Origin of the sequence: Rhizobium acidisoli (genome assembly GCF_002531755.2) — a bacterium.
GTDB classification, from domain to species: Bacteria; Pseudomonadota; Alphaproteobacteria; order Rhizobiales; family Rhizobiaceae; genus Rhizobium; species Rhizobium acidisoli.
This window is the reverse complement of the sequence record NZ_CP034998.1, coordinates 3844862-3858840: the sequence shown is the minus strand read 5'-3', so window position 1 is coordinate 3858840 and position 13979 is coordinate 3844862. Positions and strand designations below refer to the sequence as shown.

Here is a 13979-nt window from a genome sequence, read left to right as displayed (position 1 = left end):
GCGAAAAACAGCATGCAGTATATTCTCGAATTTCTCGCCCTGATGGCGGTTTTCTCGATCTTCATCGTCGTGCCGGGGGCCGATTTCGCCGTCATCCTGCGCCAGAGCATCGTGCATGGGCGCCGCGCCGCTGTTATGACCGGGCTCGGCATGGGCTTCTCGCTGCTCTTCCATATCAGCTACACCATCCTCGGCCTCGGCCTGATCGTGTCGAAATCGCTGATGCTGTTTGCGATGATCAAATGGGCGGGTGTCGCCTATCTCGTCTATCTCGGCATCAAGTCGTTCCGCGAGCCGGGCTTCAAGGTGCAGGAGATCGAAGTGACGGCCGAGGACCGCAAGCCGGTCTCGATGCTGAAATGCCTCGGCATGGGTTTCATCACCAATGCGCTGAACCCGAAGCCGGTGCTGTTCTTCCTGTCGCTGTTTTCGACGCTGGTGCATCACGACACGCCGGCGCTGATCCAGTTCTCCTACGGCATCGGCATGGCGACGGCGCTGGTCGCCTGGTTTGCCGGTGTCTCCTATTTCTTCACGGTCAAGGCGATCCGTGACCGCTTCATCGCCAGCGGCAAATGGTTCAACCGCATTACCGGAGCGGCGCTCGTCGGCTTCGGCTTCCGCCTCGCGCTGTCGCGCGCGGCCGACTAATTGAAAAATCCAAAGGGAAAGAAGCAATGTCTTACGATGTGATCATTATCGGAACCGGCCCGGGCGGCTATGTCTGCGCCGTCAAGGCAGCCCAGCTCGGCCTCAAGGTCGCCGTCGTCGAAAAGCGCGCGACCTATGGCGGCACCTGCCTGAACGTCGGCTGCATTCCGTCGAAGGCGCTGCTGCATGCCTCCGAAATGTTCCATCAGGCCGGCCACGGCATGAGCGCGCTGGGGATCGACATTGCGGCGCCGACGCTCAACCTCGGCAATATGATGGCCCATAAGGACGCCACGGTGAAGTCGAATGTCGACGGCGTCGCCTTCCTCTTCAAGAAGAACAAGATCGATGCTTTCCAGGGCAGCGGCAAGATCGTCTCGGCCGGCAAGGTTGCCGTCACCGCCGAAGATGGCACGGTGCAGGAGATCGAAGGCAAGAACATCGTCATCGCCACCGGCTCCGACGTCGCCGGCATCCCCGGCGTGCAGGTCGAGATCGATGAAAAGACCATCATCTCATCCACCGGCGGTATTGCCCTGGAGAAGGTGCCGGAAACGCTGATCGTCGTCGGCGGCGGCGTCATCGGCCTCGAGCTCGGCTCTGTCTGGTCGCGCCTCGGCGCCAAGGTCACCGTCGTCGAATATCTCGACACCATCCTCGGCGGCATGGACGGCGAAGTCTCCAAGCAGTTCCAGCGCATGCTCGCCAAGCAGGGCATCGATTTCCATCTCGGCGCCAAGGTCACCGGCGTCGAAAAGGGTGACAAGGGCGCCAAGGTCACGTTCGAGCCGGTCAAGGGCGGCGACAAGGTGACGCTCGATGCCGAAGTCGTGCTGATCGCCACCGGCCGCAAGCCCTACACGGCGGGGCTCGGCCTCGAGGAGGCCGGTGTTGCGCTCGACAATCGCGGCCGCGTCGAGATCGACGGTCACTTCAAGACCAATGTCGCCGGCATCTATGCGATCGGCGACGTGGTCAAGGGCCCGATGCTGGCGCACAAGGCGGAAGACGAGGGCGTGGCGCTTGCTGAAATCCTCGCCGGCCAGCATGGCCACGTCAATTATGACGTCATTCCAAGCGTCGTTTATACGCAGCCGGAGATCGCCTCGGTCGGCAAGACCGAGGAAGAGCTGAAGGCGGCGGGTATCGCCTACAAGGTCGGCAAGTTTCCGTTCACCGCGAACGGCCGTGCCCGCGCGATGCTGGCGACCGATGGTTTCGTCAAGATCCTTGCCGACAAGGAAACCGACCGGGTGCTCGGCGGCCATATCGTCGGCTTCGGCGCCGGCGAGATGATCCACGAGATCACCGTGCTGATGGAGTTCGGCGGTTCGTCGGAAGATCTCGGCCGCACGTGCCATGCGCATCCGACGATGTCGGAAGCGGTGAAGGAAGCCGCTCTTGCGACCTTCTTCAAGCCGATCCATATGTAATCTTACATATTCGTAACAAAGCATTCAGCCGCTTGCCGCAAGGCAGGCGGCTGTTTTAATTGTGGCGTATCATAAAGCGCGTCGCGTCAAACTTGATTCATGCGACGCGCTTTAGCTCTTTGTTTTTATGCATGTCGTTATCCCGGAACCGCTGCACACTTCCGGGCGACATGCATTAGAATTCAGCATGTGACGAAGGTTAGAAAATGCAACAGCCGTCCGCCACGGGTTACAGCCTAAGCCAGCGTTTGCTTCATTGGACGATCGCGCTGTTGATCTTCTTCAATCTGCTGTTTCCCGACGGCATGAATGTCTGGCATCGGCTGATGCGCAGAGGCGAAGTGCCGACGCCGGAGCAGATTGCGTCGGCGAATATCCATGCCTATGTCGGCATCGCCATTCTGCTGCTTGCGATCATACGGCTCGGACTGCGTTTTACCAAAGGCGTGCCGGACGAGGTGGCGGAGGAGCCGGCGATCTTCCGTCTTGCGGCAAAGCTTGCCCATGCCGGTCTGTACATTCTGATCTTCGCCATGCCGCTTACCGGCATCGCCGCCTACTATTTCGGCATCAATCCCGCCGGGTCGTTCCACGCGGAGGTCCTGAAGATCGTTCTCTGGGCGCTGATCGCGGCGCATGTTGCGGGCGCGCTCGTCCATCAGTTCTATTGGAAAACCAATGTGCTGCGCCGCATGACGCTCGGCTGAGCCTGGTCGTTCAGTTTACAGCGGTGACGGTAAAACCCTGCCGGCGCAGCAGTTCAACCAAACCGTCGTCGCCGGGCAGATGCGCCGCTCCGACGGCGATCATGGTGCGCCCTTTGTCGAGATAGGGCTTTGCCCGTTCAGCCATGACCTTGTTTCGATCCGTTATCACACGGTTTTCAAATGCTTTTGCAGCAGCTTGATCTGTCGAAACGAACTCCATTAATGAGTAGATCATTCCGACGTCGCCGTGATCGTATAAGTCGATCATCGTCTCGGATATGTCATCCATACCATTGGGAAGTGCCAGAAATTCCCGCAGGTTTTGAAGCATGAGATTGTCCGGGACATCCGACATGGCTTCAAGTTGTTCGACCGGCGTTTCCAGGCCGACCAGATCGATGCCATCATTGAGCGCGTCGAGAGCAAGAGACTGGTCCAGTACTTTAAAGCCCTTTGCGCTGCGCCTGACGTCGCAACCGCGTGTCTGCAGCCCCATGTAGATGAACCATGGCCGCATCTTCGCCATCAGGTTCATACTGATTCCCTTTTTCTTCAAACCGGCAGCTACGTCGCTGGTTGCATCGGAGGGCAGGATATGATCGAGCGTCTTGTCGCCTTGAAGCGTCGTAAGTTCGGGATGCTTCAAGATTTCCATCGCAAGTTTTTCTGGCTGCGCGACCTCCGCTAACTCGACGGTCAGAGTGTCGATAGTCTCATAGGCCTCGTAAAATCCTTCCGGCATATCCAAAACACGGGGGTCGTTCACATGCATTGTGCCGAGCAACCAGGAAGGCTCAAGACCTGATTTTTCGATTTTCCAGAAGATTACTTTGCCGTTCGGTATCGTCTCGGCTCGCTCAACTGCTTTTTTGAAACGAACGGGATCTTCCTTCTGCAACTGGGTGAAAAGGTTCTGACCTGGGCAGGCCAACTCGTCATCCGCCAAGGCATGCGAAAAGGAAAATATCGTCAACACCGCCGCCATGATGAGCAATGCACCGTTTCCGAACGTGGAAAGACCTGTCGAGGCTGCTCTCGAGGTGAAAGCCATATTGTGGCTGAGCATTGAAGACTCTCTTGGCGAAAGGGTCATAAATGCCGCCATGTGACGTATGCAAACTGAGGTTGTCAATCTCGATGAGACTAACGATCGGGTTTGGACCTGACCCATGTCGCGCAAAAGTGCGCAGCGGTTCTGCGGCAACGACATGCGTAGACAAAAGAGCTGAAGCGCAATGAGCGAATCTGAAAGATCGCGGCGCGCTTTAGTTCACCGCGGTGACGGTAAAACCCTGCTGGCGCAGCAGTTCGATGACGCCGGCCTTGCCGGGCAGGTGCAGGGCGCCGACCGCCATGAAGACGTTGCCGCCGTCGAGAATGGGGGCGGCGCGCTCGGCCATCACCTTGTTGCGGTCGAGGATGACGCGCTGTTCGAAGGCGGCGTAGTCGCTGTCTTCGCCTTCCGTTTGCGGCGTCACGGTCTTCAGCATCGGCATGGTCAGGCCGATATCGCCGGAGAGATAGAGGTCGGTCATCGTCTCGACGACGTCACTCATCTTGTCGCCGAGTTCCAGCGTCTCGATCAGCGATTTCAGATGGAATTCGATCGGCAGGTCGGCCATGGCCTGGATCTGCTCGGCAAGGGTCTCCAGCCCCTTGACCTGCTTGCCCTGAGCAGCGGCATCGGCGGCGATTTTCTGATCGAGGAACTGCACGCCTTTGGCCTTGCGGGCGATCTCGCAGGCCGGTAGGGCGACGGCGCTCGAGATCATCCAGGGCCGCATGCGGGAGACGGCACCGAGCGGAATGCCGCGCTGCTTCAGACCGACTTCAAGGCGCTTGTAATCCTCGGGAGAGAGCAGCTTGTCGATCGTCGTGCCGTCGGTGAACATCGTCAGCTCCGGCTTTGCGAGCAGGGCGGCGGTCGCCTTCCGCTCATCGAGGATCTCGTCGGATTCGATGATGATCGTATTGGCTGCATCGTGAGCGGCCTTTGCGCGCGGCGGCAGGGCCAGCACGCGCGGATCGGTGACATGCATGCTGCCAAGCAGCCATGAAGGCTGGAGTCCTGCTTTTTCGATCTTCCAGAAGATGCCCTTGCCGTTTGGCGTCGCGTCGGCTTCCTTCAGCGCCTCGGCATAGCGGGCGGGATCGTTCTGCTGCAGCTCGACCATCAGGTTGCGGCCGGTGCAGGCCGCGTCTTCGGCCGCCGCCGGTCTGGCCGCCAGGAAGGCCAAAAACAGGGCCGCAAGAAGCAGCATGTGAAAGGCCGCAATCAGCCAGAGCAGCAGATTGCCGGATGCTGCGAGAAAAGTCCGGCGGCCGATGGATGTCGTCATGATGATGTTCCGGTCACATGCCTTGTGGTTTCATGCTCTACGCCCGGCTTGCGCATAATCCTTTAAGAGAATGCGTTAACGAAAGCTTAGAGTCTTTCTTGCTTCGGCAGAATGTTTCGATCCGACCGGAAAAGGCTCTACGCGCGCGGATGAGCGCGATCATATACCTCAAGCAGCCGCGACGCATCGACGCCGGTATAGACCTGTGTCGTGGACAGGCTGGCATGGCCGAGCAGCTCCTGGATGGTGCGCAGATCGCCGCCGCCGGCAAGCAGGTGGGTGGCGAAGGAGTGGCGCAGCGCATGGGGCGTTGCCGTCTCCGGCAGGCCAAAGGCGCTGCGCAGCTTCTGCATGGCGCGCTGGATGATCGCCGCCTGCAGCTTGCCGCCGCGGGCGCCGCGAAACAGCGGCTCGCCGGGCTCGAGATCATAGGGGCAGAGCGTGCGGTATTTCTCGACCGCGTCGAACACCACGGACAGCAGCGGCACCAGCCGCGTCTTGTTGCCCTTGCCGGTGATGCGCAGCGTTGTGGCGCCCTTCTTAAGGTCTGAGGGAAGGAGATCCAGCGCTTCGGAGATGCGCAGGCCGCAACCGTAAAGCAGCGTCATGACAGCCGCATCGCGGGCGGCGATCCAGGGTTCGTCGTGCAACTGGGCTTCGTTGCTGACGACGGTGATCGCCTGCGCGTCCGACAGCGGCTTCGGCAGCGATTTCGGCTGTTTCGGCGAGCGGATCGCGCCGGCGCCGGCGGCATTGACCAGGCCCTTCTTTTCGAGGTGGCGCAGCAGCGAACGAAGGCCGGCGAGATTGCGGCCGAGCGAGCGAGCGCCGGAGCCTTGCTTGCGCCGCGCAGCCAGGAAGGCGCGGAAATCGGCGGGACGCAACTCCCTGATATCGCCAAGCGTCGCCGGGCCGGCGAGATGGCCGGTCAGGAAGGTCAGGAATTGACGGGTGTCGCGCTCATAGGCATCGAGTGTATGCTCGGAAAGACGACGCTCGCGGGCGAGATTTTCGAGCCATGCGGCCCGTTCCGCCATCAGGCGCGGATCGGCGATAACAAGCAGTTCGTTCACGTCGCTGGCCTTGAATTTGCCTTCAAGTCCGCCAATTTGAAACAGGAACGGTTATGGAATTGCTAATGCCCGCCAAGCCTTTGTCATCCTTAGATCATATTCCACTGCGATAGCTTATAGCCCATAGACAGGATCTTTCATGGCACGGCGCGACTCCATGACGGCTTTCGGACAGCTCGCGGAAGCGATCGCTCTCGTTTCACAGGGAAAGCCGGGTCATATCGTCGATACGCTGATTGCCGAACGTGGCCAGAGGATCGTAAAAAATCCGCTCTGGCCGGTCATGCGGCCGTTCCTCTACACGCTGCTGCGCTACAACAAGGCGATCGAATTCGCCAATGCCGTTGCCAAGATGCCGGGCTTCCAGTCGTTCGAATATCTGAGCGACGTGCTGAAACTCGATATCGGCATCACCAACGGCGAACGCATCCCCGATGCCGGCGGCTTCATCCTGGTCAGCAACCATCCCACCGGCATCGCCGACGGTGTCGCCGTGTTCGATCTCCTGAAGACGCGCCGGCCGGATATGATGTTCTTCGCCAACCGCGATGCGATCCGCGTCAATCCGCGGTTTGCCGAGATGATCATTCCCGTCGAATGGCGGGAGGAGCACAAGAGCAAGCTCAAGGCGCGTGAAACGCTGCAATTGACCAACCACGCGGTCAGGGAAGGCAAGGCGACGGTGCTCTTCCCCTCAGGCCGCATCGCCTATTGGGCCAACGGCCGGCTGAACGAACGCCCGTGGAAGACCTCGGCCGTCGGGCTGGCGCGCAAATACAATCTGCCGATCCTTCCCGTCCACATGACGGCGCGCAATTCCGGCCTGTTCTATTGGCTGGCGAAGTGGTCGACCGAGCTCCGCGACATGACGGTCTTTCACGAGCTGTTGAACAAGCGCGGCGACCGTTTCGATTTCGTGATCGGCAACCTCATTCCGGCCGAACATCTGGACGGTGATCTCAACGATGTGACTAAGGCGCTGGAGAAACATACGGTGCACGATATGGCGGCGGATGGCGACGCGGCCTTCGTGCCGGTCAGCCTTCCGGCTGCATCAACGCCTCGCGAGCTTGCCGTTCCTGCAGTCTAAAGGTCCTGCCATGTCGGTCGACATCCGCGTGATCCGCGATCGATTGCCGCCGGAGATCGCCGACCTCGAAAGCGAGGCCCGGCGGGAGGGCCATCTCCATATCGCCCGCCTTATCGACGAATGGTCGGCTGGCGAGATCAGGTTCGAGCGTGGCGGCGAGAGGCTGCTTGGCGCCTATGTCGGGGAGGCGCTTGCCGGCGTCGGGGGCATGACCGTCGAACTCGCCCTATCCCAAGCATTGCGGATGCGGCGTTTCTACGTCCGCCCCGAAATGCGCGGGCACGGCATCGGCCGGCTGCTGGCCCTGGCGCTGCTCAATCATGCGCGGGATTTCTGCAGTGTCGTCACCGTTCATCCGGGCAATCCCGGTGCAGCCAAATTCTGGGAGGCTCTCGGGTTTCGGCCTCACGCGCCGGACGGCGATATACTTTGTCTCGAAATTGCCCACATCCCCTCCGGTCGGGATGTTTCAGGCTCGTTCTTCACGGTTTAAGCTTCAGGCCCCGATCTCTTTGAGGCGGATGGCCTGACGGGCCAGCAGCCGCTCGACATCGGCAATATCGAGCGCCGAAAGCTTGGCGCCCGGCTTGCGCAAGGTGGCGGATTTGATGACGCCGCGCTTGGCAAGCACATATTTGCGGGAGGCAAGGCCGATGCCCTGCTGCTGTTCGTAGCGGGCGAGCGGCAGATAGGCGTCGAAGATCTCGTGGGCGCGATCCGGATTTCCGGCTGCATAGGCCGCGACGACACCGACCATCATCTCAGGATAACAGAAGCCGGTCATCGCGCCATCGGCGCCCCGGCCCATCTCTTCTGGCAGAAAAAGCCCGCCATTGCCGCAAAGGATGGAGATGCGCCGCATGGTGCCCTTGTCGCTGGCGGCGCGGAGCGCGGTGATTTTTGAAAGGCCCGGCCAGTCCTCGTGCTTGAGCATGACGCAATTTTGCACCTCGTTGACGATGCGCTCGATAACCTTGGGCGCAATCGTCACATTGGTGGTGAGCGGATAATCCTGCAGCACGAAGGGCGTATCGCCGAGGGCCTCGCCGACCGACTGGTAAAAGGCGAAAGCCTGGTCGTCGGTCTTGACGGTCCAGGGCGGCGCGACCATGACGCCGGCGGCACCTTCGCCCATGACGGCTTCGGCAAGTTCGCGCATCGGCGCAAGCCCCGGTGCCGACACGCCGACGACGACGGGCAAGCGCCCGTCGAGACGCTTCAGCACACGCTCGACCACGATCCGCGATTCCTCGGCGGTCAGCTTCGGGGCCTCGCCGAGCTGGCCAAGCACCGTCAGGCCGGTGACGCCGGCGCCTTCGTAGAAATCGACCATGCTGTCGATGCTGTCGAGATCGAGCGCACCGTCATCGGTGAACGGGGTTACGGCGATCACATAGACGCCCTTGGCATCTTCGGTCAGTCTGGCCATCGGTGCTCTCCAATTCAGCGGCCGAAGAGCAAAGGCTCCGGCATTTCGAACAATCCTTCCGGCAATCTATGCGGCCAATCGCTCGCCCGGCAAGCTTTTCGTAAGGGCACGGGGGATCTCCAAAGCCACATTCCTTGCCCGATACCCAGCCTTGTCTTTGCGGTTCCAATTGCATCGATTTGCGGGCATGGTCTCGCCCGATGAGCACAGATTCGTCCGATCTCTTTGGCGCGCTTTTCGAGGCACCGCCCGCGAACCGAACGGTTCCCGTGCTGGTGCCGATGCCGGCGCCCAAACCCTATTCCTATTCGGTGCCGGATGGCATGGCGGTCGAACCCGGCTCGGTCGTGCAGGTGCCGCTCGGCCCGCGGCAGGTGATCGGCGTCGTCTGGGACGGCGGCGAGGATGGCGTGGATCCGAAGAAGCTCCGGCCGATCAGCCATGTCTTCGACTGCCCGCCGATGACCCGGGAGATGCGCGATTTCATCGATTGGGTCGCGGCCTATACGCTCTCGCCGCCCGGCCTCGTCGCTCGGATGGCGCTGAGGGCGCCGAACGCCTTCGAGCCGGAACCGATGGTGGAGGGGCTGAAATTCGTCGGCGGCGAACCGGAGCGGATGACGCCGGCGCGCGCCCGGGTGCTGGACACGGCCTCCGACGGTTTGTCCTGGACACGCAGCGGCCTGGCCCATGCGGCGGGTGTTTCGACAAGCGTCGTCGACGGGCTGATCACGCTCGGCATTTTTGAGACGATATTCCTGCCGCCGCCGCCGGTGGCGTCGTTGCCCGATCCGGAATTTACGGCCGCACGTCTCGAAGGGCCGCAAAAGCAAGCGGCCGCGGAGATCGTTTCCGATGTCCGCAAGGGTGATTTTTCCGTGTCTCTGATCGACGGGGTGACGGGATCCGGCAAGACCGAGGTCTATTTCGAGGCGATCGCCGAGACGCTGAAACGCGGCAAGCAGGTGCTGATCCTGCTGCCGGAGATCGCGCTGACGGCAAGTTTCCTGGAGCGTTTTCAGGACCGCTTCGGCGCAAAGCCGGCCGAATGGCATTCCGATCTCGCGCCGCGCATGCGCGAAAAGGTCTGGCGGCAGGCAGTGACCGGCGAGGTCCGCGTCGTGGCCGGCGCCCGCTCGGCGCTCTTCCTGCCCTTCGAGGATCTCGGCCTCATCATCGTCGACGAAGAGCATGATCCGGCCTACAAGCAGGAAGATCGCGTCTTCTACAATGCCCGCGACATGGCTGTGGTGCGCGGCCGCATCGGCGATTTTCCCGTCATTCTGGTGTCGGCGACGCCGTCGGTCGAAAGCCAGGTCAACGGGCAGAGCGGGCGCTACAGCACCGTCCACCTGCCGACGCGTTTCGGCGACGCGGCGCTGCCGGACCTGCATCTGATCGATATGCGCCGGCATGCGCCGGAGCGCGGCGGTTTTCTGTCCCCGGTCTTGATCCGGGCGATCGGCAAGACGGTGGAGAAGCGCGAACAGGCGCTGCTCTTTCTCAACCGCCGCGGTTATGCGCCGCTGACGCTCTGCCGCGTCTGCGGCCATCGCTTCCAATGCCCGCAATGTTCGAGCTGGCTGGTCGAGCATCGCTTTCGTAAACAGCTGCAATGCCATCAATGCGGCCATGCCGAGCGCACGCCGGAGGCATGCCCGGAATGCGGCACGCTCGACCATCTGGTTGCGTGCGGCCCGGGCGTCGAACGTATTGCCGAGGAGGTGGAGCGGCATTTCCCGGAGGCGCGGACGATCGTTCTCTCCTCGGATATCATGGGCGGGGTGAAGCGGCTGCGGCTGGAGCTGGAGGCGATCGCCAAGGGTGAGGCCGATATCGTCATCGGCACCCAGCTCGTCGCCAAGGGCCATAATTTTCCGCTGATGACGCTGGTCGGCATCGTCGACGCCGATCTCGGCCTTGCCAATGGCGATCCGCGCGCCGCTGAACGCACCTTCCAGCTTCTGTCGCAGGTGACGGGCCGGGCCGGGCGCACCGGCCTCAAGAGCCATGGGCTGCTGCAGACCTATCAGCCGCAGCATCCAGTCATGCAGGCGATCGTCTCAGGCGATTCCGACGCCTTTTATGAGCGCGAGATCACCGAACGCGAACGCGCCATATTGCCGCCCTTCGGCAGGCTCGCCTCGATCATCGTCTCGGCCGAAACCCGCCATGACGCCGAAAACCATGCGCGCGGCATGCGCAACGCGGCACCGCAGGTATCCGGCATCTCGGTGCTCGGCCCGGCGGAAGCGCCGCTGGCGCTGGTGCGCGGCCGCCACCGCTTCCGTCTTTTGGTACACGGCCGGCGCAACTCCGACATGCAGGGCTTTTTGCGGGCGATGCTGTCGCAATCGCCGAAGGAGCGCGGATCGGTGCAGGTGCAGCTCGACATCGATCCGCAGAGCTTTCTGTAGATCGTTCCGCGCGCTGCGTTTCCGGATGCGGCCGATCATGGCATAAACGCAGAATCAGCGGATGGATTTGGGGTCGAGGCATGGAGTTTGAATTTCCGACGGAATTTGGTGAGCAGCTTGCCTTCGGCGCAGCCGCCTTCACAGCCTTTGCCGGCTTCGTCATCATGTTTGCGCCCGGTCTTGCGATGAGGGTCTTCGGCCTGGCGCCGCGCGGCGAGCGGCGTGAAGGTTTCAGCGAGGTCCGATCGATGGGCGGTTTCTATCTCGGTCTTGGCCTCGGTGCTGTCATGCTGGCTCAGACGTTAATTTATACCGTCTTCGGCGCAGCATTCGCCATGGCCGCGTTTGCCCGCATCGTCTCCATTCTGTCAGATAAGGGGAGTACGTACCTCAACTATTTACTTCTGGTTGTGCAGGCGATTATCGCGGCATTGCCGCTGCTGTATGTTTTCGGCTTCTTCCAGACATAATTTCGCCGCCGGCGGCGGCTTGCGCGGCTCGCTTTCAGGCCGTTGCGCAATTTTGCGAACAGAAATTCATGTGAAAGGCGTATTCGGGCATTACGCGTGTTGCGAGTCCGAACATCCTATGTTAGACGGACCCCGAATTTCGGAAGAAGCAAGAGGCTTCTCTTGTGGTTTCTGGGGGAAATCAAAACGAATTCAAGATCATAGGTGCGGCGTCCGCCGAGAGCCGGATTTTGGGTTGAAATCAGGGAAATTTGTGCCCGTGGCAGACACGTCCCAGCTTACATCTGGTGTTGCCGAGCGCTATGCCTCGTCGCTTTTCGATCTGGCGCTCGAGCAGGGCGCCGTTGACAGCGTAACCGCCGATCTTGACCGTTTCCAGGCAATGCTGGATGAGAGCGCCGATCTGAAGCGCTTCGTCGCAAGCCCGGTTTTCTCTGCCGAGGACCAGCTGAAGGCAATCGTCGCCATCAGCGAGAAGGCCGGAATCAGCGGCTTCTTCGCCAATTTCCTGAAGGTCGTGGCGCGCAATCGCCGCCTGTTCGCCCTGCCGGGCATGATCAAGGCCTTCCGCATCATCGCCGCGAACCATCGCGGTGAAATCTCCGCCGAGGTCACCTCGGCGCATGCGCTTTCGCAAGCGCAGGAAACCGAATTGAAGGTGGCACTCAAGAGCGTTACCGGCAAAGACGTGACGATTGCCGTCACGGTTGATCCGTCAATTCTTGGTGGTCTGATCGTTAAGGTCGGGTCCCGCCAGATTGATACGTCTCTTCGTACCAAACTCTCCACTCTTAAGCTCGCATTGAAAGAGGTTGGCTGATGGATATCCGCGCCGCGGAAATTTCCGCAATTCTCAAAGACCAGATCAAAAATTTCGGCAAAGAGGCAGAAGTCTCGGAAGTCGGCCAGGTTCTCTCCGTCGGTGACGGTATCGCCCGCGTCTACGGTCTGGACAATGTCCAGGCCGGTGAAATGGTCGAGTTCCCCGGCGGCATCCGCGGTATGGCTTTGAATCTCGAATCCGACAATGTCGGCGTCGTCATCTTCGGCTCCGACCGCGACATCAAGGAAGGCGACACCGTCAAGCGGACCGGCGCCATCGTCGACGTTCCGGTCGGTCCGGAACTGCTCGGCCGCGTCGTCGACGCGCTCGGCAACCCGATCGACGGCAAGGGCCCGATCAACGCAACGCGCCGCTCGCGCGTCGACGTCAAGGCGCCTGGCATCATTCCACGCAAGTCGGTTCATGAGCCGATGTCGACCGGCCTCAAGGCCATCGATGCGCTGATCCCGGTCGGCCGCGGCCAGCGCGAGCTGGTCATCGGCGACCGCCAGACCGGCAAGACCGCCATTCTTCTCGATGCCTTCCTCAACCAGAAGGCCATTCACGACAACGGCCCGGAAGGCGAAAAGCTTTACTGCGTCTACGTCGCCGTCGGCCAGAAGCGCTCGACCGTTGCCCAGTTCGTCAAGGTGCTCGAAGAGCGCGGCGCACTGAAGTATTCGATCATCGTTGCCGCCACCGCTTCCGACCCGGCCCCGATGCAGTTCCTGGCTCCGTTTGCCGGCTGCGCCATGGGCGAATATTTCCGCGACAACGGCATGCATGCGCTGATCGGTTATGACGACCTGTCGAAGCAGGCCGTGTCCTACCGCCAGATGTCGCTGCTGCTGCGCCGCCCGCCGGGCCGCGAAGCCTATCCGGGCGATGTTTTCTACCTGCACTCGCGTCTGCTCGAGCGCGCTGCGAAGATGAACGACGACAAGGGCGCCGGTTCGCTGACCGCTCTGCCGGTTATCGAAACGCAGGGCAACGACGTGTCGGCCTTCATTCCGACCAACGTGATCTCGATCACCGACGGCCAGATCTTCCTTGAAACCGACCTGTTCTACCAGGGTATCCGCCCGGCCGTGAACGTCGGTCTGTCGGTTTCCCGCGTCGGTTCGTCGGCGCAGATCAAGGCGATGAAGCAGGTTGCCGGCTCGATCAAGGGTGAACTTGCCCAGTATCGCGAAATGGCCGCCTTCGCCCAGTTCGGTTCGGACCTCGACGCTGCGACGCAGCGCCTGCTGAACCGTGGTGCACGCCTGACCGAACTCCTGAAGCAGCCGCAGTTCTCGCCGCTGAAGACGGAAGAGCAGGTCGCGGTGATCTTCGCCGGCGTCAACGGCTATCTCGACAAGCTGCCGGTCGCTTCGGTCGGCAAGTTCGAGCAGGGCTTCCTCTCCTATTTGCGTTCGGAAGGCTCCGCCATCCTCGACGCGATCCGCACGGAAAAGGCAATCAGCGACGATACCAAGGGCAAGCTCACCGCTGCTCTCGATAGCTTCGCAAAGTCTTTCTCGTAATCAGGCCCTAAGTTAGGACGG

13 protein-coding genes are annotated in these 13979 nt (G+C 61.2%); 9 read left to right on the top strand and 4 right to left on the bottom strand.

The window, feature by feature from the left end:
- The first annotated feature begins 12 nt into the window (after window positions 1-12).
- The 3 genes from CO657_RS18810 (at window position 13) to CO657_RS18800 (ending at window position 2791) form a co-directional block, all read left to right on the top strand.
- On the top strand, window positions 13-651 hold the full coding sequence (locus CO657_RS18810) for a LysE family transporter (RefSeq protein ID WP_054182438.1): 639 nt from the start codon (window positions 13-15) through the stop codon (window positions 649-651).
- A 26-nt stretch (window positions 652-677) separates the two neighbouring features.
- On the top strand, window positions 678-2084 hold the full coding sequence (lpdA, locus tag CO657_RS18805) for a dihydrolipoyl dehydrogenase (protein ID WP_054182439.1): 1407 nt from the start codon (window positions 678-680) through the stop codon (window positions 2082-2084).
- 206 nt (window positions 2085-2290) lie between these two features.
- Window positions 2291-2791 carry a cytochrome b gene (locus tag CO657_RS18800; protein ID WP_054182440.1) on the top strand — a complete coding sequence of 167 codons (501 nt, stop codon included), beginning with the start codon at window positions 2291-2293 and terminating at the stop codon, window positions 2789-2791.
- 10 nt (window positions 2792-2801) lie between these two features.
- On the opposite strand, the gene CO657_RS18795 is transcribed toward CO657_RS18800, so the two are convergent.
- The 3 genes from CO657_RS18795 to CO657_RS18785 all read right to left on the bottom strand — a co-directional run bounded on the left by CO657_RS18795 (window position 2802) and on the right by CO657_RS18785 (window position 6203).
- The gene (locus CO657_RS18795; RefSeq protein WP_054182441.1) at window positions 2802-3857 is read right to left on the bottom strand and encodes a TraB/GumN family protein; all 1056 of its coding nucleotides are present in this window, start codon (window positions 3855-3857) and stop codon (window positions 2802-2804) included.
- Window positions 3858-4056: 199 nt separating this feature from the next.
- Entirely contained in the window at window positions 4057-5130 is a 1074-nt protein-coding gene (locus CO657_RS18790) for a TraB/GumN family protein (protein WP_054182442.1), read from the bottom strand.
- Window positions 5131-5267: 137 nt separating this feature from the next.
- Window positions 5268-6203, bottom strand: a complete 936-nt coding sequence (locus CO657_RS18785) for a tyrosine recombinase XerC (RefSeq protein WP_054182443.1) — start codon at window positions 6201-6203, stop codon at window positions 5268-5270.
- A gap of 139 nt (window positions 6204-6342) precedes the next feature.
- Between CO657_RS18785 and CO657_RS18780 the strand changes: the two genes are divergently transcribed.
- Together CO657_RS18780 and CO657_RS18775 are read left to right on the top strand one after the other, a co-directional pair.
- Window positions 6343-7293, top strand: a complete 951-nt coding sequence (locus CO657_RS18780; RefSeq protein WP_054182444.1) for a GNAT family N-acetyltransferase — start codon at window positions 6343-6345, stop codon at window positions 7291-7293.
- Window positions 7294-7303: 10 nt separating this feature from the next.
- A complete protein-coding gene (locus CO657_RS18775; RefSeq protein WP_054182445.1) occupies window positions 7304-7786 on the top strand; it encodes a GNAT family N-acetyltransferase in 483 nt (160 codons plus the stop codon).
- Window positions 7787-7789: 3 nt separating this feature from the next.
- Here the strand turns inward: CO657_RS18775 and CO657_RS18770 are convergent, their stop codons facing one another.
- Window positions 7790-8722: a dihydrodipicolinate synthase family protein gene (locus tag CO657_RS18770; protein ID WP_054182446.1), complete on the bottom strand. Its 933-nt coding sequence runs from the start codon at window positions 8720-8722 to the stop codon at window positions 7790-7792.
- A 200-nt stretch (window positions 8723-8922) separates the two neighbouring features.
- Between CO657_RS18770 and CO657_RS18765 the strand changes: the two genes are divergently transcribed.
- The 4 genes from CO657_RS18765 (at window position 8923) to atpA (ending at window position 13958) form a co-directional block, all read left to right on the top strand.
- The gene (locus tag CO657_RS18765; protein ID WP_054182447.1) at window positions 8923-11139 is read left to right on the top strand and encodes a primosomal protein N'; all 2217 of its coding nucleotides are present in this window, start codon (window positions 8923-8925) and stop codon (window positions 11137-11139) included.
- An 80-nt stretch (window positions 11140-11219) separates the two neighbouring features.
- Complete coding sequence (locus CO657_RS18760; protein WP_049733471.1) at window positions 11220-11609, top strand: AGROH133_08824 family phage infection protein; 390 nt, start codon at window positions 11220-11222, stop codon at window positions 11607-11609.
- Between the two features lie 253 nt (window positions 11610-11862).
- The gene (locus tag CO657_RS18755; protein WP_003589849.1) at window positions 11863-12429 is read left to right on the top strand and encodes a F0F1 ATP synthase subunit delta; all 567 of its coding nucleotides are present in this window, start codon (window positions 11863-11865) and stop codon (window positions 12427-12429) included.
- Window positions 12429-13958 (top strand): F0F1 ATP synthase subunit alpha, encoded by a 1530-nt coding sequence (gene atpA, locus CO657_RS18750; protein ID WP_003589851.1) that lies wholly within the window; start codon window positions 12429-12431, stop codon window positions 13956-13958. The genes CO657_RS18755 and atpA overlap by 1 nt, the downstream gene beginning before the upstream one ends.
- Window positions 13959-13979: the final 21 nt, after the last annotated feature.